The 25,157-nt window shown below is 64.8% G+C and carries 21 protein-coding genes; 10 read left to right on the forward strand and 11 right to left on the reverse strand.

Annotated features, from left to right (window positions below; translation table 11 throughout):
* Positions 1-124: 124 nt before the first annotated feature.
* The 4 genes from acnA to AC16HO_RS00840 all read right to left on the reverse strand — a co-directional run bounded on the left by acnA (position 125) and on the right by AC16HO_RS00840 (position 5,875).
* Complete coding sequence (acnA, locus tag AC16HO_RS00825; RefSeq protein ID WP_395644060.1) at positions 125-2,887, reverse strand: aconitate hydratase AcnA; 2,763 nt, start codon at positions 2,885-2,887, stop codon at positions 125-127.
* 568 nt (positions 2,888-3,455) lie between these two features.
* On the reverse strand, positions 3,456-4,079 hold the full coding sequence (gene hflD / locus AC16HO_RS00830) for a high frequency lysogenization protein HflD (protein ID WP_395644061.1): 624 nt from the start codon (positions 4,077-4,079) through the stop codon (positions 3,456-3,458).
* 132 nt (positions 4,080-4,211) lie between these two features.
* On the reverse strand, positions 4,212-5,297 hold the full coding sequence (gene mnmA / locus AC16HO_RS00835) for a tRNA 2-thiouridine(34) synthase MnmA (protein WP_395644062.1): 1,086 nt from the start codon (positions 5,295-5,297) through the stop codon (positions 4,212-4,214).
* 98 nt (positions 5,298-5,395) lie between these two features.
* Positions 5,396-5,875: an NUDIX hydrolase gene (locus AC16HO_RS00840; RefSeq protein WP_395644063.1), complete on the reverse strand. Its 480-nt coding sequence runs from the start codon at positions 5,873-5,875 to the stop codon at positions 5,396-5,398.
* A gap of 159 nt (positions 5,876-6,034) precedes the next feature.
* On the opposite strand from AC16HO_RS00840, the gene clpS reads away from it, so the two are divergent.
* Together clpS and clpA are read left to right on the forward strand one after the other, a co-directional pair.
* Positions 6,035-6,361: an ATP-dependent Clp protease adapter ClpS gene (gene clpS, locus AC16HO_RS00845; RefSeq protein WP_395644064.1), complete on the forward strand. Its 327-nt coding sequence runs from the start codon at positions 6,035-6,037 to the stop codon at positions 6,359-6,361.
* 41 nt (positions 6,362-6,402) lie between these two features.
* Positions 6,403-8,673, forward strand: coding sequence for an ATP-dependent Clp protease ATP-binding subunit ClpA (gene clpA, locus AC16HO_RS00850; RefSeq protein ID WP_395644065.1), 2,271 nt, complete (start codon positions 6,403-6,405; stop codon positions 8,671-8,673).
* A 110-nt stretch (positions 8,674-8,783) separates the two neighbouring features.
* On the opposite strand, the gene infA is transcribed toward clpA, so the two are convergent.
* Complete coding sequence (gene infA, locus AC16HO_RS00855; protein ID WP_018974609.1) at positions 8,784-9,002, reverse strand: translation initiation factor IF-1; 219 nt, start codon at positions 9,000-9,002, stop codon at positions 8,784-8,786.
* Between the two features lie 150 nt (positions 9,003-9,152).
* Between infA and AC16HO_RS00860 the strand changes: the two genes are divergently transcribed.
* On the forward strand, positions 9,153-9,983 hold the full coding sequence (locus tag AC16HO_RS00860) for a cyclase family protein (protein WP_395644066.1): 831 nt from the start codon (positions 9,153-9,155) through the stop codon (positions 9,981-9,983).
* On the opposite strand, the gene aat is transcribed toward AC16HO_RS00860, so the two are convergent.
* The 3 genes from aat to trxB form a co-directional block, all read right to left on the reverse strand.
* Entirely contained in the window at positions 9,919-10,704 is a 786-nt protein-coding gene (aat, locus tag AC16HO_RS00865) for a leucyl/phenylalanyl-tRNA--protein transferase (RefSeq protein WP_395644067.1), read from the reverse strand. The two genes, AC16HO_RS00860 and aat, sit on opposite strands and share 65 nt — an antisense overlap.
* Positions 10,701-11,927 (reverse strand): GNAT family N-acetyltransferase, encoded by a 1,227-nt coding sequence (locus AC16HO_RS00870; RefSeq protein ID WP_395644068.1) that lies wholly within the window; start codon positions 11,925-11,927, stop codon positions 10,701-10,703. Before AC16HO_RS00870 ends, aat begins: the two co-directional genes overlap by 4 nt.
* Before the next feature lie 120 nt (positions 11,928-12,047).
* Positions 12,048-13,010, reverse strand: a complete 963-nt coding sequence (gene trxB / locus AC16HO_RS00875) for a thioredoxin-disulfide reductase (RefSeq protein WP_395644069.1) — start codon at positions 13,008-13,010, stop codon at positions 12,048-12,050.
* Positions 13,011-13,380: 370 nt separating this feature from the next.
* Here trxB and AC16HO_RS00880 point away from each other — a divergent pair, with 370 nt between their 5' ends.
* The 7 genes from AC16HO_RS00880 to AC16HO_RS00910 all read left to right on the forward strand — a co-directional run bounded on the left by AC16HO_RS00880 (position 13,381) and on the right by AC16HO_RS00910 (position 21,437).
* Entirely contained in the window at positions 13,381-15,663 is a 2,283-nt protein-coding gene (locus AC16HO_RS00880; RefSeq protein WP_395644130.1) for a DNA translocase FtsK, read from the forward strand.
* A 73-nt stretch (positions 15,664-15,736) separates the two neighbouring features.
* Positions 15,737-16,387: an outer membrane lipoprotein periplasmic chaperone LolA gene (gene lolA / locus AC16HO_RS00885; protein ID WP_395644070.1), complete on the forward strand. Its 651-nt coding sequence runs from the start codon at positions 15,737-15,739 to the stop codon at positions 16,385-16,387.
* Complete coding sequence (locus AC16HO_RS00890; RefSeq protein ID WP_395644071.1) at positions 16,384-17,061, forward strand: YoaK family protein; 678 nt, start codon at positions 16,384-16,386, stop codon at positions 17,059-17,061. Before lolA ends, AC16HO_RS00890 begins: the two co-directional genes overlap by 4 nt.
* Positions 17,058-18,431: a replication-associated recombination protein A gene (locus AC16HO_RS00895; RefSeq protein WP_395644072.1), complete on the forward strand. Its 1,374-nt coding sequence runs from the start codon at positions 17,058-17,060 to the stop codon at positions 18,429-18,431. The genes AC16HO_RS00890 and AC16HO_RS00895 overlap by 4 nt, the downstream gene beginning before the upstream one ends.
* Positions 18,432-18,541: 110 nt before the next feature.
* Positions 18,542-20,008, forward strand: a complete 1,467-nt coding sequence (locus AC16HO_RS00900; protein ID WP_395644073.1) for a 2-hydroxymuconic semialdehyde dehydrogenase — start codon at positions 18,542-18,544, stop codon at positions 20,006-20,008.
* Positions 20,009-20,016: 8 nt separating this feature from the next.
* Complete coding sequence (locus AC16HO_RS00905; protein ID WP_395644074.1) at positions 20,017-20,454, forward strand: RidA family protein; 438 nt, start codon at positions 20,017-20,019, stop codon at positions 20,452-20,454.
* Positions 20,451-21,437 (forward strand): amidohydrolase family protein, encoded by a 987-nt coding sequence (locus AC16HO_RS00910; protein WP_395644075.1) that lies wholly within the window; start codon positions 20,451-20,453, stop codon positions 21,435-21,437. Before AC16HO_RS00905 ends, AC16HO_RS00910 begins: the two co-directional genes overlap by 4 nt.
* On the opposite strand, the gene AC16HO_RS00915 is transcribed toward AC16HO_RS00910, so the two are convergent.
* From AC16HO_RS00915 to kynU, 3 genes are read right to left on the reverse strand one after another with little or no spacing between them, the layout of a single operon-like run.
* Positions 21,434-22,423: a LysR substrate-binding domain-containing protein gene (locus AC16HO_RS00915; RefSeq protein WP_395644076.1), complete on the reverse strand. Its 990-nt coding sequence runs from the start codon at positions 22,421-22,423 to the stop codon at positions 21,434-21,436. The two genes, AC16HO_RS00910 and AC16HO_RS00915, sit on opposite strands and share 4 nt — an antisense overlap.
* Positions 22,420-23,796: an FAD-dependent oxidoreductase gene (locus tag AC16HO_RS00920; RefSeq protein WP_395644077.1), complete on the reverse strand. Its 1,377-nt coding sequence runs from the start codon at positions 23,794-23,796 to the stop codon at positions 22,420-22,422. Before AC16HO_RS00920 ends, AC16HO_RS00915 begins: the two co-directional genes overlap by 4 nt.
* Entirely contained in the window at positions 23,786-25,060 is a 1,275-nt protein-coding gene (gene kynU / locus AC16HO_RS00925) for a kynureninase (RefSeq protein WP_395644078.1), read from the reverse strand. Before kynU ends, AC16HO_RS00920 begins: the two co-directional genes overlap by 11 nt.
* Positions 25,061-25,157 lie beyond the last annotated feature (97 nt).

Consider the following 25,157-nt stretch of genomic DNA (forward strand, 5'->3'; position numbering starts at 1 on the left):
GAGGATCGACACCAATCCGGTTGGAGTTTGAGGCGGGCTCCGTCTGCCACCTCGCATAGTCCCCCAAAAGAACGCCTGGCAATGCCGGGCGTTCGTGGAGTGGAACGTACCTGGCGGGGCCCGCTCAGCCGCCCTTGGGCGACGCGGCCAATTGGCGCAGCACGAACGGCAGGATGCCTCCGTGACGATAGTACTCGACCTCCTTCGGCGTCAGCAGCAGCACCTTGGTCTTGAACGCCTTCGCGCCTGCAGGCCCCTTGGCGACAACCGTGATTTCCTTGGCCGTGCCATCCTGCAGGCCGGCGATCTCGAAGACCTCGTCGCCCTTGAAGCCCAGCGTCTGCGCGTTCTGGCCATCGACGAACTGCAACGGCAGCACACCCATGCCGACCAGGTTCGATCGATGGATGCGCTCGAAACTCTCGGCGATCACGGCCTTGACGCCCAGCAGCAACGTGCCCTTGGCTGCCCAGTCGCGCGAGGAGCCGGTGCCGTATTCCTTGCCGGCGAGGACGACCAGCGGCACGCCTTCCTTCTTGTACTCCATCGCCGCGTCGTAGATCGGCAGTTTGGACGAGGCCTTGCCGTCCGCCGAGTAGTGCAGGGTGTTACCGCCTTCCTCGCCACCGAGCATCAGGTTCTTGATGCGGATGTTGGCGAAGGTGCCGCGCACCATCACGTCGTCGTTGCCACGCCGGGACCCATACGAGTTGAAATCGGCCTTGACCACGCCGTGCGCCTGCAGAAACTGGCCCGCGGGCGAAGTCGCCTTGATGTCGCCGGCTGGCGAGATGTGATCGGTGGTGATCGAGTCGCCGAAGATGCCGAGCACGCGCGCGCCCGATATGTCGTTGATCTTGCCGACCTGCATGCGCATGCCGTCGAAGTAGGGCGGGTTCTTGATGTAGGTCGATTTTTCGTCCCAGCCGTAGCGCTCGCCCTTGGGCGCATCGATCGAGTTCCAGCGCGAGTCGCCCTTGAACACGTCGGCATAGTTTTGCTTGAACAGCTCCGGCCCGACGGTGGCAGCGATGACGTCGCCGATTTCCTTGTTGGTCGGCCAGATGTCCTTGAGAAAAACGTCCTTGCCGTCGTTGCCCTGGCCGAGCGGCTGCGTGGTCAGGTCGATGTCGATCGTGCCGGCAAGCGCGTAGGCGACGACCAGTGGTGGCGAGGCGAGGTAGTTCATCTTCACCTCGGGGTGGACGCGGCCCTCGAAGTTGCGGTTGCCCGACAGCACCGAAGCGACGACCAGATCGCCATCGGCGATGCCCTTGGAAATTTCCACCGGCAGCGGGCCCGAGTTGCCGATGCAGGTGGTGCAGCCGTAGCCGACGACGAAGAATCCGAGCTTCTCGAGGTCGCCGAGCACTCCGGCCTTCTTCAGATAGTCGGTGACGACGAGCGAGCCCGGGCCGAGCGAGGTCTTGACCCACGGCTGCGTCTTGAGGCCTTTCTTGACCGCGTTGCGCGCGAGCAGGCCGGCGCCGAGCATGACGGCCGGGTTCGAGGTGTTCGTGCACGAAGTGATCGCGGCGATCACGACCGCGCCGTCCTTGAGCTTGAAGTTGACGCCGTTGCGCGTGACCGACTGGCCCGGTCCATTGACGCTGGCGTCATGGCCGACCGCGGTGTCGCCGCCCTCGTTGGCGAAGCGCGCCTCCGCGCCGTTCTTCGGCTTGCGGTTCGCGGCGAGGGTCTTGAGCGACTCGGCGTAGCTCTTGCCGACGTCGCCGAGCAACACGCGGTCCTGCGGACGCTTCGGCCCGGCCAGCGACGGTTTCACGTCGGCCAGGTTCAGTTCGAGCGTGGAGGAAAACTGCGCGTGCGGCGTGTTCGCGTCGTGCCACAAGCCCTGCGCCTTGGCGTAGGCCTCGACCAGTGCGATCGCGCCCTCGTCGCGGCCCGACAGGCGCAGGTAGTTGAGCGCCTCGGCATCGACCGGGAAGATGCCACAGGTCGCACCATATTCGGGTGCCATGTTCGCGATCGTCGCGCGGTCGGCCAGCGGCAGGTGCTGCAGGCCGTCGCCATAGAATTCGACGAACTTGCCTACCACGCCGTGCTTGCGCAGCATCTGGGTGACGGTGAGCACGAGGTCGGTCGCGGTCGTGCCCTCGGGCAGCTTGCCCGAAAGTTTGAAACCGACGACCTGCGGAATCAGCATCGACGAGGGCTGGCCGAGCATCGCCGCTTCCGCCTCGATGCCGCCGACGCCCCAGCCGAGCACGCCGATGCCGTTGATCATCGTCGTGTGCGAGTCGGTGCCGAACACGGTATCCGGGAAGGCCCAGGTGGCGCCGTTCTTGTCGGCCGTTGCGACGACGCGGGCAAGATATTCAAGATTGACCTGGTGGACGATGCCGGTGCGCGGCGGCACGACCTTGAAGTTGTTGAGCGCGCCCTGGCCCCAGCGCAGAAAGCTGTAGCGCTCCTTGTTGCGGTCGAACTCGATCTTGACGTTGAGGTCGAGCGCATCGGCCTCGCCGAACACGTCGACCTGCACCGAGTGGTCGATCACGAGTTCGGAGGGAATCAGGGGATTGATCTTCGCGGCATCGCCGCCGAGCTTGACGATCGCATCGCGCATCGCGGCGAGGTCGACCACGCAGGGAACGCCGGTAAAGTCCTGGAGGACGACGCGGGCCGGCATGAAGGCGATTTCCGTGTCCGGTTCCTTCTTCGGCTCCCACTTCGCGACCGCTTCGATTTCCATTGCGGTCACGTTGACGCCATCCTCGTGACGCAGCAGGTTCTCGAGCAGGATCTTCATCGAATACGGCAGGCGCGCGATGTCGAATTTCTGGCCGAGTTTGGCAAGGCTCGCGATCGCGTATTTCTTGCCTCCGACCTCGAGGGTGTCGCGGGTGGCAAAAGAATCGGTCATGGGGAGGCTCCTGGCTGTCGGGTGAAGGCGGGGAAGTGAGCTCACCATTATCGCGCAGTCTGCTGCATTGCGGAAGCAACGGTGCTGCGCCGGGCCGACCGGGACAGGAGAGCGAATGCGGGCGTTGGCGCCAGGATGGCCGATGGCGGACGCGAAGAGAAGAAAAGAGGGCGCGAATCCGCGCCCTCGAGATGCGAAATATCGATCAACCTACTCCGATATGCCAACCGTCCCACCCAGCAACGCGGTGTTGACCCACGAGAGACCGCTCGCCGCGCCGCCGATGACGATCATGCCGTAGTCTCCGGCATTGACCGACACCGACTGGTTGAAGGTACCCGCTCGCGGGAATGCCTGTACCTGGGAAAGCAGGGAAGTACCGACGGCAACGGTTCCGCCTAAAAGCGAGCCGCCTGACAGTTTCGCCGCCCGAGATCGGCCGGGTCGCGACCGTGCCGGCCAGGCCGAGGGCAACCGTGGTCACTGGAGCGCTCCGGATCAACCCCGACGCTTTGCCATTTGTCCATTCCGTGATCACGTCCGGGTGCAAAACCCGGGAACAAGAGTATTACGCCCCACTGAGTTTGCATTGCGCGAGCAGTCCCCTTGCCATCATCGAATACTGCCCGCGCCGGAAAACCAGGCGCCATTGCGAACCGCCGAGTTGGCGCCAGAGTACGGCCGCGCGGATGGCGGCGAGCAGCAGCGCACGTATCTGCGCTGCCTGGCTGTCCTGGCGCAGGTACTGCGGGTCCCCTTCGACGGTGATGCGCGGTTGTATGGTCGATATCGTGTCGATGTAGAGCTGGCCAAGGCGCAGAGCCACCAACGCACTCGTCGCTTCGGCACCGGCTGTCTGCCGCGCAATCGTCTCGATGCCGGTACGCAGCGCGCCGAGCAGGGTTGGCCGGCGCGTAAGCCTGGATTCCACGCGCATCACCGAAAGCGCGAGGCGCGTGATCGAAAGGTCGCGTTTGTCATCGTCGAGTTGGGCGATGAGGGTTTCGAGTCCTTGGCGCAAGTTGCTCAGACCTCCGAAAACGTCGGCGGGGCTGTCCGCATCGATCTTGAAAATGCTGTCCAGGCTGGGCTGCATTGCGAACGCGTCGGCGCCGCCGCGCAAAGCTATCGAACGCACCAGTGCGATGGCCTGAAACACACCGGCAAGGGCGATGACACGTTCCTCCCGCATCGCGGACCTACTCCCAGACATGAGCGCGAGGACACGGTTGACGCAGGCGTCTTCGCGATTCCGCGGCTGCGTCTGCGCGCACCGTGCGACAGGTCGATCCGACGCGGGCCAAAGACACGGTGTACGAGATACTCACTGGCCGCTCCCGAACGGGGCATCGGTAGCTTCGATGATGCCACCTCCGAGACATTCTGCGCCAGAATAGAACACCACCGACTGGCCCGGCGTGACCGCGCGCTGCGCGGTCTCGAATTCGACTTCGCAACCATCCGCGACGATGCGGACGCGGCAGGCCTGATCGGCTTGCCGATAGCGCGTTTTGGCCGTGCAGACGAACTCGCTGGCCGGTGGCCGCCCAGCAGTCCAGCTCAGTTGATCGGCGCTCAGGCGCCGCGACTGCAGCCATTCGTTGTTCCCGCCCTGCGCCACGTACAACACATTGCTCGCCACATCCTTGCCCACCACGTACCATGCTTCGCCACCCGTATCGCGGCGTCCGCCGATGCCGAGACCGCTGCGCTGACCGAGCGTGTAGTACATCACTCCGTCGTGTTCGCCGACGCGGTGGCCATCCGGCGTACGCAGCTCGCCGCGCTCAGCCGGGATGTATTGGCCAAGGAATTCGCGGAAATCGCGTTCGCCGATGAAGCAGATGCCGGTCGAGTCCTTCTTGTCATGCGTAGGTAGTCCCGCTTCGCGGGCGAGCGCGCGCACTTCGGGTTTGGGCAGTTCGCCGACCGGGAACAGTGTCGAGGCGAGCTGTTCCTGGCCAAGCGTGTAGAGAAAATAACTCTGATCCTTGTTGGTGTCGCGCCCGCGCAGCAGGCGATGGCGGCCGTCGACGGCGTCGGTGCGCGCGTAGTGCCCGGTTGCGATCCGCTCCGCTCCGAGCGCGCGCGCATGCTCGAGAAAGGTCTTGAACTTGATTTCGCGGTTGCACAGCACGTCGGGATTCGGCGTGCGGCCGGCACGGTATTCGGCGAGAAAATTCGCGAACACCTGATCCCAGTACTCGGCGGCAAAATTCCGCGCATGGAAAGGAATGTCGAGCTTGCCGCAGACGCGCAGCGCGTCCGCACGGTCGCGGTCCGCCTGGCATTCGCCAAAGCGCTCGTCTTCCTCCCAGTTCTGCATGAACAGGCCGCTGATTTGCGCCCCGGAGCGCGCGAGCAACAGTGCGGCGACCGACGAATCGACGCCGCCGGACATGCCCACCATGATATTTTCAGACCTTGCCAAGATTCACGTCCGCTTGAAGGGTGCGGTCATCCACGGCCGCAGGTTGATTTTCGCATTCGGGTGCAAACGCCTGGATGTCAGGCGAGCAACGACTGGACGATGGACAAGGGGTAGTGGCGGCCGCGCTGCCAGTCGTCGATATTGCCGAGCACCATCGGATTGCGGTGGCGCTCCGATTGCGCGGCGACTTCGTCGCGCGTCAGCCAGAGTGCGCGCACGATACCTTCATCGAGCTGGCGGCGCAGATCGTGCACAACAGGTCGCGCCGCGAAGGTGAAGCGCAGGTATTCCGCGCTGGTGTCCGGCGTATTCCATCGGTAGACGCCGATGAAATCCGTCAACTCCACCGTCCAGCCCGTTTCTTCGAGAGTCTCGCGCAGCGCCGCATCGGGCAGGGATTCGTTCCGCTCGAGATGGCCTGCAGGCTGGTTGAGCACGAGCGCGCCGCGGATGTTTTCCTCCACGAGCAGAAAGCGTCCTTCGGCGGCGACGACCGTGGCCACGGTGACGCGGGGGCGCCAGACGCTGTTGGCGGAAGCGGCGGAGTGTTCGAACATCGGTCGGGCGGAGGTTTTCGGGAACGCTCGATTTTAACCGAGGTCGGATGAATGCGGCGCTGTTGAAAGGCGTGGCAACGGCACCAGCAGGCGTTCGGGCATGCGCGCCGCGGCGGCACTGACGCTATACTCGAACCGCGAGCAAACAAAGGTTTTTCGATGGCACAGACGCCGGACAAACTGCATGAACCCCAGCACGGCGCGGTGGTCGAAGAAGCGCGTCCGGAAGTCGCGCGGCCGCCGCTGTACCAGGTTCTGCTGCTCAATGACGACTTTACGCCGATGGATTTCGTCGTGGTGGTGCTGCAGACGTTTTTCAACATGGATCGTGAGCGCGCGACCCAGGTGATGCTCCACGTGCATACCCGGGGACGTGGCGTATGCGGCGTTTTCACGCGCGAGGTGGCGGAGACCAAGGTCACCCAGGTGAACGAATTCTCCCGTTCCCATCAGCACCCATTACTTTGCACTCTGGAAAAAGCGTAGTCTTCCCACATATCGTGGGCTCATCCGAGGAACTGCTTCCCATGTTCAGTAAAGATCTCGAGCTCACCATCGGCCAGTGCTACAAGGACGCGCGCGAGCAGCGCCACGAGTTCATGACGGTCGAGCACCTCCTGCTTGCGCTGATCGAGAACCCGTCGGCCGCCGCGGTGCTGCGCGCCTGCAACGCCGATCTGGCCAAGCTCGGCAAGGATTTGAAATCGATCATTGTCGAAACCGTGCCGGTGCTGCCGAGCGGTGACGAGCGCGATACGCAGCCTACGCTGGGTTTCCAGCGCGTGCTGCAGCGCGCGGTCTACCATGTGCAGTCGTCGGGACGGAAGGAAGTGACCGGGGCGAACGTGCTCGTTGCGATCTTCGGCGAGAAGGATTCGCATGCCGTGTACTTCCTCAACCAGCAGGAAGTAGCGCGCCTCGACGTGGTCAACTACATCTCGCACGGCGTGGCCAAGATCGGCCAGGAGTCCGCGCAGCCGGCGAGCGAGCCGGGCAAGGAAGGCGAGGGCGGCGAGGAGCCGCGCGGCAACCCGTTGACCGAATTTGCGAGCAACCTCAACGAGCAGGCTCGCGAAGGCAAGATCGACCCGCTGATCGGCCGTGCCGAGGAGATCGAGCGCACGATCCAGGTGCTGTGCCGCCGACGCAAGAACAACCCGCTGTACGTCGGCGAGGCCGGAGTCGGCAAGACCGCGCTGGCCGAGGGTCTGGCCAAGCGCATCGTCGAGGGCGAGGTGCCCGAGGTGCTCAAGGAGTGCACGATCTATGCGCTCGATCTTGGCGCGCTCGTGGCCGGCACCAAGTATCGCGGCGACTTCGAAAAGCGCCTGAAGGCCGTGCTCGCGCAGCTCAAGAAGGAACCCAACGCGATCCTGTTCATCGACGAGATCCACACGATCATCGGCGCCGGATCGGCATCGGGCGGCACGATGGACGCCTCGAACCTGATCAAGCCCGTGCTTGCTTCCGGCGAATTGCGCTGTATCGGTTCGACCACGTTCCAGGAATACCGCGGCGTGTTCGAGAAGGATCGCGCGTTGGCGCGGCGCTTCCAGAAGATCGACGTGGTCGAGCCTTCGGTGAGCGAAAGCGTGGAAATCCTCAAGGGCCTGAAGTCGCGCTTCGAGGAGCACCACAAGATCGAGTACACGAACGAGGCGCTCAAGGCCGCAGTCGACCTGTCGGTCAAGCACATCGGCGACCGCCTGCTGCCGGACAAGGCGATCGACGTGATCGACGAGGCCGGCGCGCGCCAGCGCCTGCTGCCGGTCGAACAGCGCAAGGCCGTGGTTGACGTACCCGAAATCGAATTCATCGTCGCGCGCATGGCGCGGATTCCTCCGAAACAGGTATCGACGTCCGATCGCGACGTGCTGCGCAATCTCGAGCGCAACCTGAAAATGGTTGTGTTTGGCCAGGATCAGGCGATCGAAGCGCTGGCCGCTTCGATCAAGATGGCGCGCTCAGGCCTCGGCAACGCGACCAAGCCGATCGGCAACTTCCTGCTTGCGGGGCCGACCGGTGTGGGCAAGACCGAAGTCACGCGCCAGCTTGCGATGCAGCTCGGCATCGAACTGATCCGCTTCGACATGAGCGAATACATGGAGGCGCATTCGGTGTCGCGCCTGATCGGTGCGCCACCGGGCTACGTCGGTTTCGACCAGGGCGGCCTGCTCACCGAGCAGATCACCAAGCACCCGCATTGCGTGCTGTTGCTCGACGAAATCGAGAAAGCGCACCCGGACGTCTACAACATCCTGCTGCAGATCATGGATCACGGCAAGCTGACCGACACCAACGGGCGCGAGGCGAATTTCCGCAACGTCATCCTCGTGATGACGACGAACGCGGGCGCAGCGCAGGCCGCGCGTCGCTCGATCGGCTTCGTCGAGCAGAGCCACGCTACCGATGCGATGGAAACGATCCGCCGCGCATTCACGCCGGAGTTCCGCAACCGCCTCGACGCGGTCATCCAGTTCGCCTCTCTCGACTTCGAGCACATCCTGCGCGTGGTCGACAAGTTCCTCATCGAACTGGAGGCGCAGTTGCAGGAGAAGCACGTCGTCTTGACCGTGGATGCCGAGGCGCGCCGCTGGCTCGCCGAGCATGGCTTCGACAAGCAGATGGGCGCACGGCCGATGGCGCGTGTCATCCAGGAGAACGTCAAGCGCCCGCTCGCCGATGAACTGCTGTTCGGCAAGCTCGCTGATGGCGGAAAGGTATTCCTGAGCGTAAAGGACGACAAGCTCGACGTGCGCGTGGAGGCGGACGAGAAACAACCTGCGGCCGTTGGGTAGTCGCTATTCCGGCGATACGAGAAAACGGCGCCTCCACGGCGCCGTTTTTCTTTTGCTAGGCGATGTACCGCGGTTTCTCCGGCAATCGCGGGAAGTCGCGTTGCGCCGGCCTAGCGGTGGCGATAGGTGATACGGCCCTTGGTCAGGTCGTAGGGTGTCATCTCGACCTTGACCTTGTCGCCGGTCAGGATGCGGATGTAGTTCTTGCGCATGCGCCCGGAGATGTGCGCGGTGACCACGTGGCCGTTCTCGAGTTGCACGCGGAACATCGTGTTCGGCAAGGTGTCGAGTACCGTGCCTTCCATTTCGATTTGATCGTCTTTTGCCATCTAGGATGTGGGGAATTCAGCGGCGGGGAGCCGCAAGGCGGGGGATTTTGCCACGTTCGCGGCGGCACGGGAAGCGCAATTGCCTGCCGGGTTGGTGTTTGCGCGTCCGCGCAGCTATCTTGCAGGGGCATCCAACCGAAGGAGCGTCTCATGTCCAATCACGTTGCACGCCGGACGCCGGGAGGCATATTCGCGCTGACTTTGATGATTGCTGCTTCGTCTGTTTTCGCTGCCGATGGCAGCGTCCCGGCACCACTGGAGCAGGCATACCGCACGCTGCGGGCACATCGATGGGTCGACCTGACTCATGAATTCGCGCCGGGCATCCCGCATTGGAAAGGTTTTGCCGACGAATCGGTGAAGCCGGTGTACACCTATGACAAAGGCGGTTTCTTCGCGCAGCAGTTCACCCATGTCGGGCAATGGGGCACGCACGTCGATCCACCGGCGCATTTCATCCGCGGCGGGCGCACCGTGGATCAGATCCGGCCCGACGAGATGCTGCTTCCGCTCGCGGTAATCGATGTCCATGCGCAGGTGGCGGCCAATCCCGACTATGTGGTCACGCTCGACGACGTCAAGCAGTGGGAAGCACGCCACGGCGAAATTCCGATGGGCGCTTTCGTCGCCTTGCGCACCGACTGGAGCAAGCGCTGGCCCGACGGCAAGGCGATGCAGAATGTCGATGCGAAAGGCATTGCCCATTATCCGGGCTGGAGTCTGCCGGTGCTGAAGTTCCTCTACGAGACGCGCAAGATAGGCGCGTCGGGCCACGAGACGACCGACACGGACCCCGGTTCGGCGACGACCCGCGACGACTATTCGCTCGAAACCTACGTGCTCGGGACCGATCACTACCAGATCGAGCTGCTGGCGAACCTCGATCAGGTGCCCGAAGCCGGTGCGCTCGTCTTTGTCAGCTTTCCGAAGCCGCAGCACGGCTCGGGTTTCCCGGCGCGGGTGCTGGCGGTCTTGCCGTAATCAATTCACACACCGAGCCGACCGCCAGACGTGATGTCCAGGAATCGACGATGTCCGGCAAACCGGTCTGCCTTGTGACCTGTCGAATGAATACATCGCGAGGCATTTCGATCGCGCCCAGCGAAACGAGGTGCCCGGAGCGCACCTGCGCGTCGAGCCAGGGGAATCCCCACGCGTCCAGCATTCGGCACAACGCGAGCAGCGCCACTTTCGACCCGTTGCTGCGCGCACTGAACATCGATTCGCCGAAGAACATGCGGCCGACGGCGACACCGTAGATGCCACCTGCCATTTCGTTGCCGGACCATACCTCGAACGAATGCGCGTGACCGAGCCGGTGCAACTCGCAATACGCATCGAACATCGCACGCGTGATCCAGGTCGTCGGCTGTTTCGGTCGCGGCGCGGCGCAGGCGCGCATGACCTCCGCGAACGCGGTATCGGCTCGGATCGTCCAGTCGCAATCGCGCAGGAAGCGGCGCAGTTTCGTCGAAACGTGGATCCGGTTGGTCGCGAACACCATGCGTGGATCGGGCGACCACCACAGGATCGGCTCACCGCGCGAGTACCACGGGAAGATGCCGTGCCGGTACGCGTCGAGCAAACGCCGTGGTGACAGATCGCCGCCGGCGGCGAGCAGGCCATTGGGTTCGTCCAGTGCTGCGGCAACGTCGGGGAACGCTTCGTTCGAACCGGAATGCAGGATCGGAACCCGGATCACGGCGTCGGCTCCCGCGCGTGCCGCGCATACGGCGAGTGGGTCAACAATTCCGTACGATAGTCGCGCAGAGCCTCGGCCTCGCGCGCTAGTGCGTCACGCACGGCCACGCGGAAACGTGGGTCGCGGATGTAGTGGCAGGAACGCGTCATCGTCGGCAGGAAACCGCGTGCGATCTTGTGTTCGCCCTGCGCGCCGGGTTCGAACGTGGTCAGGCCTTCGCGCAGGCAGTAGTCGATGCCCTGGTAGTAGCAGGCTTCGAAATGCAGGCCGGGAACGTTGCTCGTGCTGCCCCAGTAGCGGCCGTAGAGCGTATCGGATGAGCGCAGCATCAGTGCCATGGCGACGAGTTCGTCATGCGTGCGGTCCTCCATGACCGCAGAAGGATGCACCGGCGTCCGGGCCGGACTCGTCAATGCACGCTTGCACAATACCGCCACGACCTGCCGCGGCATCGCCGCGCCGAGGTGGCGGAAGAATGCTTCGGTCAGTGCGGCATGGTTGCCGCGTTCGTCGAAGGTGTTGAGGTACAGCCGGTGGATCGCGCGCCACTCGCGTGCATTGATTTCGTCGCCGTGGCGCAGTTCACAGACGACGCCGGCGCGCGCGACCTGGGCGCGTTCCGCGCGGATGTTCTTGCGCTTCTTGTGGGCCAGCGCGGCGAGGAAATCATCGAAGGTCCTCCAGCCGCCGGTTTCGGCGGAGCGATTGCTCCAGTGGAATTGCCAGTCGAAGCGCGGCAACCAACCCGCCTGTTCGAGCGCCTGCGCATCAGCTTCGGTGACGAAATTGACATGCGCGGAAGACAGCTTGTTGCGCTCGACTTCGCGGGCGATCGTCGCGATGAGCGCTGCGCGCAGCGCCGATGCGTCGTGCCGCGGACGCGTCAGCAGACGTGCTCCGGTTGCCGGCGAGTACGGCACGGCGCCGAGCAGTTTCGGGTAGTAGTCGAGTCCGGCGCGTTCGTAGGCGCTTGCCCAGGACCAGTCGAAAACGAACTCGCCATGGGAATTGCCCTTCAGATAGAGCGGCGCAGCAGCGACCAGTTCTGCGCCTTCATGCAGGCCGAGATGGTGCGCACGCCAGCCGTATTCCGCGCGAAGACAGCCAGTATGTTCGAGGCCGGAAAGGAATTCGTGGCGAAGAAACGGATTGTCGTCCGGGAGCAGCGCGTTCCACGCCCGGGCGTCAATTGCATCGAGGGAGGAATGAAAACGGGCTTGCATGCTCTTGCCGTCATTTCCGCGAAAGCGGAAATCCGGTTCTTGTCACTGTTCTTGCGAAAAGCATCAGTAAGAGAAGCTGGATTCCCGCTTTCGCCGGAATGACGAGCAAAGATTGCCGGCTTATCCCGCCAGCCCCAGCTTGTCCAGATACTTCTCCGCATCCAAAGCCGCCATGCAGCCGAAGCCGGCCGAGGTGACCGCCTGTCGATACACCTGATCGGCGACGTCGCCAGCAGCGAACACGCCGGCCACGCTGGTCGCTGTCGCGCCGCCTTCGATGCCGGTCTTGATCACGATGTAGCCGTTTTTCATGTCGAGCTGACCGGCGAAGATTTCGGTGTTCGGCGCATGTCCGATCGCGACGAACATGCCATGCACGACCAGGTCGCGCGTCGTACCGTCGTCGACATGCTTGATGCGCACGCCGGTGACGCCCTTGTCGTCGCCGAGCACTTCGTCGACGGCGTGGTTCCAGATCACCTCGACCTTGCCGGCCTGCTGCTTGGCGAACAGTTTGTCCTGCAGGATCTTCTCGCCGCGGAACTTGTCGCGGCGATGGACGACGGTAACTTTCTTGGCGATGTTCGACAGGTACAGCGCTTCCTCGACCGCGGTGTTGCCGCCGCCGATGACCGCCACTTCCTGGTCGCGGTAGAAGAAGCCGTCGCAGGTCGCACAGGCCGAGACGCCCTGGCCCTTGAACCTCTCCTCGGAATCGAGACCGAGATATTTCGCCGTCGCGCCCGTGGCGATGATCAACGCATCGCAGGTGTATTCGCCGCTGTCGCCGACGAGGCGGATCGGTTTCGATTTCAGCTCGGCAGTGTGGATATGATCGAATACGATCTCGGTATCGAAGCGTTCGGCGTGCTTTTGCATGCGCTCCATCAGCGCGGGTCCCTGCAGGCCTTCGACGTCGCCGGGCCAGTTGTCGACATCGGTCGTTGTCATCAATTGTCCACCCTGGGCAAGACCGGTGATCAGCACGGGCTTGAGGTTCGCGCGTGCGGCATAGACCGCGGCGGTGTAGCCGGCGGGGCCGGAGCCGAGGATGATCAGGCGGCTGTGCTTCGGGGTCGTCATGTATAATTTCTCTGGTGGAGGAGAAGCGGTTTCGGGAAGGTTTCCGGTCGGAGCGATTGCAGGCTTGCGCGGTTGAGCAGGAAATTTGCTGAAGCCGCTTGCTTGTCCCATCCCGAACCGGTTCTGGCAATCCTGCGACGTGCTGGAGCTTCGGAAGATGGGGCGGGAAACTGTTTGAGTCAAGCCGGCATTCCCGATTTGGCGACGCGCCCCACGAATCAGTATTCGCGTGACCAGATTGCCGGTCCACGCAAGCAGAACAATCGCAAAAACAATTCGTTAACGGACTAACTTAAGGTAGACTCCCGCGGTGGCGCGCGAATCCAGAAATCTCCCGAACAAGGTGGCCGGCAACGACACGACGCTGGTCATGCCGCGCGTCGTGCGCGAGGTCGCGATCATCGCGCTGCTCACCGTGGTCGTTTACCTGATCGCCTGCCTGGCGAGCTACAGCCCGGGCGATCCGGCGTGGTCGCACGCAACCTCGGCCCCGGTCATCCTGCACAATATCGGCGGCAAGGTCGGCGCCTATCTTGCCGATGTGACGTTCTGGTTCTTCGGCTACCTCGCTTACGCTTTTCCGCTGCTGCTGCTCGGCGTCGGCTGGGCGGTGTTTCGCAACCGCGAAGAGGAATCCGCGTCGGCGCTTGAACCGGCATTGCGCCTGATCGGCGGTGTCGCCTTCTTCATTGGTGGCACCGGCCTCGCCTTTCTGCACTTCAGCGATGTGGCATCGAAACTGCCGGCCGGCGCGGGCGGTATTCTCGGTATGGGCATCGGCGGCCCGCTGATGCGTGGATTTTCGTTTCCCGGCGCGACGCTGCTGCTGCTCGCGTTGTTCCTGATCGCGATCACGCTCGCGACCGGCTTGTCGTGGTTCAAACTCATGGACACGATCGGCCGCGGCATCTTCCGTGCGTTCGACTGGCTCGGCACGAGCGCGAAGAAGGTCGAGGACGTGCGCGTTGCACGCGCCGCGCGCGTCGAGCGCGAGGAAGTGCGCAAGGTCGAGACGGTCCGGCAGACCAAGCGCGAGCCGGTGAAGATCGAAGCGCGCGATACGACACCGATCGAACGCAGCAAGCGCGCCGAGGCCGAGGCGCAGATCCCCTTGTTTGCCGGTGGTGCCAACCAGGAGCTGCCGCCGATGTCGCTGCTCGACCTGCCCAAACAGCAGGTCAAGGGCTATTCCGAGGAGACGCTGGAGGCGCTCTCGCGCCAGGTCGAATTCAAGCTCAAGGATTTCCGCATCGACGCGCAGGTCGTCGGTGTCTATCCGGGTCCGGTCATCACGCGTTTCGAGCTGCAGCCCGCACCCGGCATCAAGGGCAGCCAGATTTCCAACCTCGACAAGGACATCGCACGCGGCCTGTCGGTGATCAGCGTGCGCGTGGTCGACGTGATTCCGGGCAAGTCGGTGATCGGCCTGGAAATCCCGAACGTCGCCAAGGAAATCGTCTACCTCTCCGAAATCCTCAGCTCCGAACGCTACGACTCGGTGAAGTCGCCGCTCGCGCTCGCGCTCGGCAAGGACATCGGCGGCAAACCCGTCGTCACCGACCTTGCGAAAATGCCGCATCTGCTCGTCGCCGGCACCACGGGCTCGGGCAAATCGGTCGCGGTCAACGCGATGGTGCTGAGCCTGCTGTACAAGGCCACGGCCAAGGAAGTGCGCCTGCTGATGGTCGATCCGAAGATGCTGGAACTGTCCGTGTACGAGGGCATTCCGCATCTGTTGACGCCGGTGATCACCGACATGAAGGACGCCGCCAACGGCCTGCGCTGGTGCGTGGCCGAGATGGAGCGGCGTTACAAGCTCATGTCGGCAGTCGGCGTGCGCAACCTGGCCGGCTTCAACAAGAAGGTGAAGGACGCGGCCGACGCGGGCCAGCCGCTGCTCGATCCCTTGTTCGTGGCCAAGCCCGATCTGCTGCCCGGCGCCGTCGCGCAGCCGCTCGAGCCTTTGCCTTACATCGTCATCATCATCGACGAATTCGCCGACATGATGATGATCGTCGGCAAGAAGGTCGAGGAACTCATCGCGCGCCTCGCGCAGAAGGCGCGCGCCGCGGGCGTGCACCTCATCCTCGCAACCCAGCGTCCTTCGGTCGACGTCATCACCGGCCTGATCAAGGCCAACATCCCGACGCGCATCGCGTTCCAGGTGTCGAGCAAGATCGACTCGCGCACGATCCTCGACCAGTCCGGCGCCGAGGCGCTGCTCGGCCACGGCGACATGCTCTACCTGCCGCCGGGCACCGCCACGCCCGAGCGCGTGCACGGCGCCTTCGTCAGCGACGAGGAAGTGCATCGCGTCGTCGAACACCTGCGCGCACAGGGCAAGCCCGAGTACATCGACGGCGTGGTCAACGAGGTGCAATCGCTCGGCGACGGCAAGGTGATCGGCGAAAGCGGCTTGCCCGAGGAAGCCGAAGACGGCGAGGGCGGCGATTCCGACGAGCTTTACGACAAGGCCGTCGCGATCGTCACCGAAAGCCGCCGTGCCTCGATCTCCGGCGTGCAGCGCCGCCTCAAGATCGGCTACAACCGCGCCGCGCGCCTGATCGAGATGATGGAAGCGCAAGGCATCGTCAGCGCGCCGCAACACAACGGCAACCGCGAAGTGCTGGCGCCGCCGCCGCCGGAACTCTGAGGCTCAGGCCGTGCTTCCGGGGTTCAGCCAGGTTCGCGGATACTTCCCACGCCTTTTCCCGGGATCACGAGTCATGCGTGTTGCTGCCCTCGCTCTGTTGTTGCTGTGTATCGCTGGCAGCGTGTCTGCCGCGGACAGCGCCCGTGTGCGTCTCGACGCATTTTCCAAAGGCCTGACCTCGGTCTCGGCGAACTTCGAGCAGCAGGTCAGCGAAGCGAACAGCGGCAAGACCCGAACCAGCCGCGGTACGCTTTCACTGAAAGCGCCGCGCCAGTTCCGCTGGGACACGACGGCGCCGTACAAGCAGCTCATCGTCGCCGACGGCGAGAAGGTGTGGATCTACGATCCCGATCTCGAACAAGTCACCGTGCGCGCGCAGGGCACCGAGGAGGCACACAGTCCGCTGACGGTGTTGACCGATCTGTCGCAGCTCGATCGCGATTTCACCACGAGCGAGCAGGGCGAGCACGACGGCCAGGTCTGGCTGCGCCTCAAGTCGAAGGACAAGGAACCGCAGTTCGAATACGCCGACCTCGGCTTCGACTCGTCGGGGCTCGCGAGCATGACGTTCAAGGACACCTTCGGCAACGCCACCCAGATCCGCTTTTCCGGCTGGCAGCGCAACGCGAAGCTGGCAGCCGATCAATTCACGTTCACGCCGCCCAAGGGCGTGGACGTGGTCGGCGACGCCGCGCCGGCGGCACAGGCCTATCCGATCCGGTGATCGCCAAGCTGCCGCGCTGGGTCCTGATCGGTGGCGGCGTGCTGGCCTTCATTGCCGGCATGGTCAACGCGATCGGCTTTCTCGGTTTCCGGCACATGGCGGTCACGCACATGACCGGTACCACGTCGTTGTTCGGCATTGCGGTAGCGCAGGGCGACGGGGGCGAGATGCTTCATCTTGGCGGCCTGCTGCTGTCGTTCGTTGCGGGCTGCACACTCAGCGGTTTCGTGATTGGCGATGGCGTTCTGCGATTGGGACGACGCTACGGAGTTGCCTTGGCGATCGAATCGATTCTGTTGTTCGCGGCCGTGCCCCTGTTGCACGAACGGAGCGACTACGGCCTGTGGCTTGCCTCGGCGGCTTGCGGTCTGCAAAACGCGATGGCGGGCACGTTCAGCGGGGCGGTGGTGCGTACCAGCCATGTATCCGGAATCGTCACCGATCTGGGCACTTTTTTCGGGCAGTGGCTGCGTGGCCTTGCGGTCGACATGCGACGGATTCGCCTGCACGGGGTTCTGTTCGCCGGGTTCCTCTGCGGCGGCATCGCCAGCGTGTTCGCCTACACGTGGTGGCAGGAGCGCGCCTTGCTGGCGCCCGCTGCGCTGACTGGCGTCGTCGGCGTGACGTACGCGATGTACCGGCATCGCCGAATCGGTCGAGAGCTTGACGCATGACACGCCGCAAACTCGCGCCCGATCCCGTCTCGTCCTTGTCGAATGAATCCGGATTGTTTGCCGGATCCGATGCGTTGAAGCCGCTCGCCGAGCGCATGCGCCCGCGCGCGCTCGACGAAATCGTCGGCCAGGCACGCCTGCTCGGCACGGGTACGGCGCTGCGCCGCGCGATCGAAGCGGGCCATGTGCATTCGATGATCCTGTGGGGGCCGCCGGGATGCGGCAAGACGACGCTGGCGCTGCTCCTCGCCAAGTACGCGAATGCGCGCTTCAGGGCGATTTCCGCCGTACTGTCCGGCCTCGCCGACGTGCGCGCGGCGCTGGCCGAAGCGGAAGTTGCCTTTGCCCAGGGCGAGCGCAGCGTGCTGTTCGTCGACGAGGTGCACCGCTTCAACAAGGCGCAGCAGGACGCATTCCTGCCGCATATCGAGCGCGGCGTGATCCTGTTCGTCGGCGCGACCACGGAGAACCCATCGTTCGAGCTCAACTCCGCGTTGCTCTCGCGTTGTCGCGTGCATGTGATGGATGCGGTGTCCGGCGAGGCGATCGTCGAGGCGCTCCGGCGCGCGTTGCGCGATGAGGAACGCGGGCTGGGCGGTTTGCGCTTGCAGGTCGATGACGATGCGCTGCGGCTGATCGCGCAGGCGGCCGACGGCGATGTACGTCGCGCGCTGACCCTGCTGGAGATCGCCGCCGATGTGGCGCGTGAAAGTCTGATCGACGAAGCGACGCTGAGCCAGGTGCTCGCCGATCGCACGCGCCGCTTCGACAAGGGTGGCGAGCAGTTCTACGACCAGATCTCGGCGCTGCACAAGTCGGTGCGCTCCTCCGATGCCGACGCCGCGTTGTACTGGTGCACGCGCATGCTCGACGGCGGTGTCGATCCAGCGTATCTCGCGCGCCGGCTCACGCGCATGGCGATCGAGGATATCGGCCTGGCCGATCCGCGCGCGCTCACGCTTGCACTGGAAGCCTGGGACGCGTTCGACCGCCTCGGCCGCCCCGAAGGCGAGCTTGCGCTCGCCGAAGCCGCGATCTATCTCGCGATCGCGGCCAAGAGCAACGCCGCCTACGCCGCATTCGGCGAAGTGAAACAATCGATCGGCGAAACCGGCACGCTCGAGGTGCCGATGCATCTGCGCAACGCCCCGACCCGGCTGATGAAGGGGCTCGGTTACGGCAAGGGCTATCAATACGATCCCGACGTCGAAGGCGGCATCGCGTTCGATCAACAATGCCTGCCCGACGCGCTGGTCGGTCGCGAGTTCTATCGCCCGGCGGACCGCGGGCTCGAGACGAAGATCCGCGAGAAGCTCGATGCGGTGCGCAAAGCGCGCAACGCGGCGTTGAACAAACCCGGTCGCGGTTGATCGCATCGGGCAGCTATTCCCGCCGCGAATAGCAGACGGCGGCATTTCTATTTTCCGCGAATGGCGGCGGTGCCTACACTGGCCGCATCAGTCTTTTGGTGGAAGCCTTCGTGCCGTCGTCGTTGCCTCTGCTGCGCCACTACATCGACGGCGAATTCGTCGCCAGCGCCAAGCGTTTTTCGAACATTTCGCCGGTCGACGGCAGCGTGATCGGCGAGGTCTGCGAGGCCGGCCAGGATGAGATCGATCGCGCCGTGGCGGCAGCACAGGCCGCGCAAGCCGGCGCGTGGGGGCGAAGCAGCGCGAATGAACGCGCCGACGCGCTGCTGCGCATCGCGGCCGCCATCGAACGGCGCTTCGAGGAGTTCGTCGCCGCCGAGGTGGCGGATACCGGGCGCCCGCTGAAGCAGGCGCGCACGCTGGACGTCGCGCGCGGGGTGCAGAACTTCCGCAGCTTCGCCGAACTCGTGCGCCAGGCCGGCGGTGAATTCCACGAAATGCGCGCGCTGGATGGCAACGACGTCTTCAGCTACACGCTGCGCAAGCCGCACGGTGTGGTGGCGGTGATTTCGCCGTGGAACCTGCCGCTGCTGCTGTTGACCTGGAAGGTCGCGCCGGCGCTGGCCTGCGGCAACTCCGTCGTTGCCAAGCCGTCGGAGGAAACGCCGTCGAGCGCCACGCTGCTCGCGGAAGTGATTCACGAGGCCGGGTTGCCGGCTGGCGCGTTCAATCTGGTGCACGGGTTCGGGCCTGGCTCGGCCGGCGAGTTCCTGACCCGCCATCCCGAGGTCGATGCGATCACCTTCACTGGCGAGTCGCGCACGGGTGAGACGATCATGCGCGCGGCCGCGACCGGCGTGCGCGAAGTGTCGTTCGAGCTCGGCGGCAAGAACGCGGCCGTGGTCCTTGCCGATGCCGATTTCGACAAGGCCGTCGCCGGAGTGCTGCGTTCGAGCTTCACCAATTCCGGCCAGGTGTGTCTGTGTTCGGAACGTGTCTACGTCGAGCGACCGATCTTCGAGCGCTTCGTTACCGCGCTGAAGGCGGGCGCGGAAAAACTCAAGATCGGCTGTCCCGACGAAGAGGGCGTCGACATGGGGCCGCTGATTTCGCGCGCGCATCGCGACAAGGTGCTCGACTATTTCGCGCTCGCGCGCGGCGAGGGCGCGAGCTTCGTCACCGGCGGCGGCGTGCCGCGCTTCGGCGATGCGCGCGATGGCGGCGCCTGGGTGCAACCGACGATCTGGACCGGGCTGGCCGACGACGCACGCTGCGTGCGCGAGGAGGTGTTCGGCCCGGTCTGCCACGTTGCGCCGTTCGATGCCGATGACGAAGTCGTGCGCCGGGTCAACGATTCCGACTATGGCCTCTGCGCAGCACTGTGGACGCGCGATCTTGGACGTGCGCACGCGCTGTCGCGGCGCTTCCGCGTCGGCATGGTCTGGGTCAACACCTGGTTCCTGCGCGATCTGCGCACGCCCTTCGGTGGCGTCGGCCTGTCGGGCATCGGCCGCGAGGGCGGGCGGCATTCGCTCGATTTCTATTCCGAACTGACGACGGTCTGCGTCAACCCTTGAGGCATGAAATGAACGATCAGCGAGCCACCGTGGTGCAAGGCAAGGCGAAGCCGCGCGGGCGCTTTCCACACATCAAGCGCGCCGGCGATTTTCTGTTCGTGTCGGGCACCAGTTCGCGCCGCGCCGACAATTCGATCGCCGGGGCCGAAGTCGATGCGCTGGGCACGGCCAAACTCGATATCCGCGAACAGACGCGCGCGGTGATCGAAAACATCCGCGACATCCTCGCGAGCGAGGGCGCGACGCTGGCCGATGTCGTCGAGATCGCCAGCTTCCTCGTCGACATGAACGACTTCGGTGGCTACAACGAGGTCTACGCCGAATATTTCGATGAAGCCGGCCCTGCGCGTACGACGGTCGCGGTGCATCAGTTGCCGCACCCGCATCTGCGCATCGAGATCAAGGCCGTGGCGTACGCGCCGGCGCAGAAGCGGGGGCAGGCATGAAAATCGACATGCATTCGCATTTCTTTCCGCGCATCGATCAGCGCGAGGCGGCAACATTGTGTCCGCGGCACGCGCCGTGGCTGCACACCGCGGGACGCAGCGGGCAGATCATGGTCGGCGAAAAACCGTTTCGTCCGGTAGACGACGTGCTCTGGGATTCCTCGCGCCGCACCGAGTATCTCGACGAAAAGGGCGTCGACGTGCAGGTGATGTGCGCGACACCGGTGATGTTCGGCTACGAGCAGCCGGCCGAGCGTGCGCTGCCGTGGGCACAGCGCATGAACGACCGCGCCATCGAGATGACCGCGTCGGCGCCGAAGCGGCTCAAGGTGCTTGCCCAGGTGCCGTTGCAGGACATCGATGCGGCCTGCCGCGAGGCCAGCCGGGCCAAGGCCTGCGGGCATGTCGGCGTGCAGATCGGCAACCATGTCGGCAATCTCGATCTCGATCACGACGATCTCGTCGCGTTCCTCACCCACTGCGCGCACGAAAGCATTCCCGTGCTGGTGCATCCGTGGGACATGATGGGGCGCGAACGCATGAAGAAATGGATGTTGCCGTGGCTCGTCGCGATGCCGGCGGAGACGCAGCTCGGCATCCTCTCGCTGATCCTGTCCGGCGCGTTCGAGCGTCTGCCGAAGACTCTGCGCATCTGCTTCGCGCATGGCGGTGGCGGCTTCGCCTTTCTGCTCGGTCGCGTCGACAACGCCTGGCGGCATCGCGACATCGTGCGCGAGGACTGCCCGCAACTGCCGTCGAGCTACGTCAAGCGCTTCCACGTCGATTCGGCCGTGTTCGATCCGCGTGCGCTGCAACTGCTCGTCGAAGTGATGGGTGCGGACCGGGTGATGCTCGGGTCCGATGCGCCGTTTCCGCTCGGCGAGCAGGACATCGGTGCCGGCGTACGCGGACACGCGGCGTTGAGCGATGCGGACAAGCAACGCATCTGCGCGGACAACGCGCGCGCGTTTTTCGCAATCTAGTCCGGCGGCGGATCGGCCGAATCGCGCGCATGTTCGCGGCTGGCGATGCGCAGGCATTCGCGCAGCAGCAGCGCGGCCGGCGTCGGCTCGCGCGCGGCCGAATGGAAGCAGCCGATGTCGCCGAAGTGGAGCAGGTGGCCGAGGTCGAATTCCTTGAGCAAGCCCGCCTCGGCGAAGTTGCGGATCGCCTCGCGCGGCATCAGCGCGATCGTGCGTTGATCCTGCATCAGTGTGATGTTGGTCAGGATCGACAGTGATTCGACGATGTTGTCGGGAATCGGCATGCCCGCCTCGGCAAACAAAGCGTCCGCGGTGCGGCGCAGGAACGAATCGCGCGTCGGCAGCACCCAGGGGTAGCCGCTCAGGTCGGCGAATCGGATCGCGCACTTTCGGTGCATCGGGTGACGCACGCCGGCGACGACGCAGAGCGCCTCGCGGTACAGCGGTTCGACTTCGAGCAGCGGTGGTTCGGCGCGCCCGCTCCAATCGCGCATAGCCCAGTCGTCGGGTATGCGGCTGACCACGAGATCGATGTCGCCATCGGCGAGCGCGGGGAACAACTGATCCATCTGGCCCACGCGCAGCGAGAGCAGTACCTTCGGTGCCTTCTGCTTGAGCAGTTGCGTCGCGCGCGGCAGCAACCAGGCCGATGCCGAGATCAGCGTGCCGACGATGACGTGGCCTGCGCTGCCTTCGAGGTGGGCGTTGACTTCGTCGGTGAGCAGGCGCAGGTCGGCGATGAACGATTTCGAGCGTCGCAGCATGCGCTCGCCGAACGGCGTCGCGGTCACGCCACGGTTGCCGCGCACGAGCAGTGCCGCGCCGAAGTACGACTCCAGCTCATGGATGACCTTGGTCACCGACGGCTGGGTCAGGTTCAGCGCCCGCGCGGCGCGCAGGATCGATCCGCTTTCGAGCACCTGCGCATAGACGATGAGCTGGTAGAACTTCAGCTTGCGCGCGATCGAGAGCGTGGTGAATTTCATGCGGCGTCGGCCAGCGGGCCCAGATGTGCGGCGATGTCGGCGTCGACCGCGGTCCAGTCGATATGCTCGATCGAGTCCCGGTTCGCCGTGGCGCGCACGAGTATTCCGTGCTGGATTTCGCTGCGGGCCAACGCGACGCGATAGGGCACGCGCAGGAAGCTGACCATCGCGTAGTGCGGCACGAACACGCCGGGATGGCGCTGTTGCAGACGCAGTTCGAGCTCACGTTGCAGGCGATAGTCGGCGTCGTCGACGCGGTCGCGCATCTCCCGGTAGTTTTCCAGCGCCATCTGCTGGATCGCGCGCGCATTCGGCTTGCGTTCGGCCTCGAACGCGGCAAACGCGTCGGCGAGATCGGCATGCGTGTCGAGATGCTCGGCGAGCGCGGCGCAATCCTCGAACGCGCAGTTCATGCCCTGGCCGTGGAACGGCACCATTGCGTGCGCGGCGTCGCCGATCACGAGCGCGCGGCGGTCGAGGTGCCAGCGTTCGAGGTGCAGCGTGGCCAGCGTGCTCGCGGGATTTCTTGCCCAGTCGCGTTCGAGTTCGGGAATCAGTGGCAGCGCGTCGGGGAAGTCGCGCGCGAAGAACGCGCGCGCCTCTTGCGGTGTGCGGATCGTGTCGAAACCCGGGCTTTGGGTGCTTGCACCGCCGTGGTTGGGCATGAACAGCGTGACCGTGAATGTTCTCTCGTCGTTCGGCAGCGCGATGCACATGTAGTTGCCGCGCGGCCAGATGTGCAGGGCATTCGGTTCCATGCGGAAACCGCCGTCGGCGGCCGGCGGGATTTCGAGTTCCTTGTAGCCGTGATCGAGGAATTCGACACGCTCGTCGAGATCGAGCACCTCGCCGATCGCGGTACGCAGCGCGGAGCCGGCACCATCGCTGCCGATCAGCGCACGGAACGGAATTTCATGCGAAGTACCATCGCGGTCGTCGACCAAATGCGCGATGCGATGGTCGAAATCGACGTGGTCGAGACGGCGGTCGAAGTGCAGCTTCGCACCGGCCTGCTCGGCAAGGTTGAGCAGGGTGATGTTGAGCTCGCCGCGATGCACCGACCAGATCACTTCCGAATCGTCGCGGCCGTAACGCTGCAGGTTCACCTCGCCGTGCAGCGGGTGCACCATGCGCCCGCGCATCATCACCGCCTGGGCCATGACCGGCGCTTCGGCGTCGGCGAGGCGCAGCGGATGGCGCCCGCGTTCGGCCAGGGCAAGGTTGATCGAACGTCCACCCTGATAGCCGGCGATGCGTGGATCGCCGCGCTTTTCGTAGATCTCGACCCGCCAGCCGCGCAGCGCGAGCAGGCGCGCGAGCAGGGCGCCGGCGAGGCCGGCGCCGATCAAGGTGATGCTGCGATCAGCGGCCATCGCGCCACGCCTCCACGGCTTCGACGAAACCGAGCACGTCGCTGTAGCGGTTGTACATCGGCGTCGGTGAAATGCGGATCACGTCGGGCTCGCGCCAGTCGCCAATGATGCCGCGTGCGCCGAGGTGCTCGAACAGCTCGCGCCCGCGCGCGCGACCGCCGTGGACGCGCAGCGACAGCTGGCAACCACGGCGTTCCGGCTCGGCCGGCGTCGCGATCACGAGCACGTCGGCGAGCCGCGCGCGGATCAGCGTTTCGAGCCAGCCGGTCAGCTTTTCCGATTTTTCGCGCAGCGCGGCCATGCCGGCTTCGTCGAACAACTCCAGCGAGGCGCGCAGCGGCGCGAGGCCGAGGATCGGCGGATTGCTGAGCTGCCAGCCGTCGGCGCCGACGGTCGGCACGAATTGCGCGCCCATGCGGAAGCGTGTTTCCTTCTCGTGTCCCCACCAGCCGGCGAAGCGCGGCCGCTCGCTGCGTGCGTGACGCGCGTGGACGAACGCGCCGGCTACCGCGCCGGGTCCGGAGTTGAGGTACTTGTAGTGGCACCACACGGCGAAATCGGCGCCGCTGTCGTGCAGGCGCAGCGCCAGGTTGCCGGCGGCATGGGCGAGGTCGAAGCCGGCGATCGCGCCCTGCGCATGCGCGAGCCGCGCGATCTCGGCGAGATCGAACGCCTGCCCGCTGCGGTACTGCACGCCGGGCCAGAGCACGAGGGCGAGGCGCCGACCATGGCGCTCGATCGCGTGCGCGATCGCCGCCGTCGAGAACGTGCCATCGGCCTGGTCCGGTTCGAGCTCGATCAGATCGGTTGCCGGATCGAAGCCATGGAAGCGCACTTGCGATTCGAGCGCATAGCGGTCCGACGGAAACGCGCCGGCCTCCATCAGGATCGCCGGACGTTCGCGCGTCGGCCGGTAGAAGCTGACCATGAGCAGATGCAGGTTCGCGGTCAGCGAATTCATCGCGACGACTTCGCCGGGCTCGGCCCCGACCACGCGCGCCAGCGGATCGCGCACGAGCTCGTGATAGGGCATCCATTGCGCCTGGCCGGTGAAATGGCCTTCGACGGCCTCGCGAGCCCATTTGTCCAGCACCTCCTCGACCTGCGCGCGCGCGCCGCGCGGCTGCAGGCCGAGCGAATTGCCGCAGAAATAGAGTTGATCGCATCCGCCGTGTTCGGGGATCAGGAATCGGGCGCGCAGCGCGCGCAGCGGGTCGGTGGCGTCGAAGGCTTCGGCCTGGCGGCGGGCATCGGAATTCTGCATCGCGGGAACAGGTAGCGACTGGTCCGGCAATGATAATGTCTGCGCTGGCTATTTTGCCTGTCATCCCCACGAAAGCGGGAACGACGTCCGGAGAAGC

Source organism: Rudaea sp., assembly GCF_057139185.1.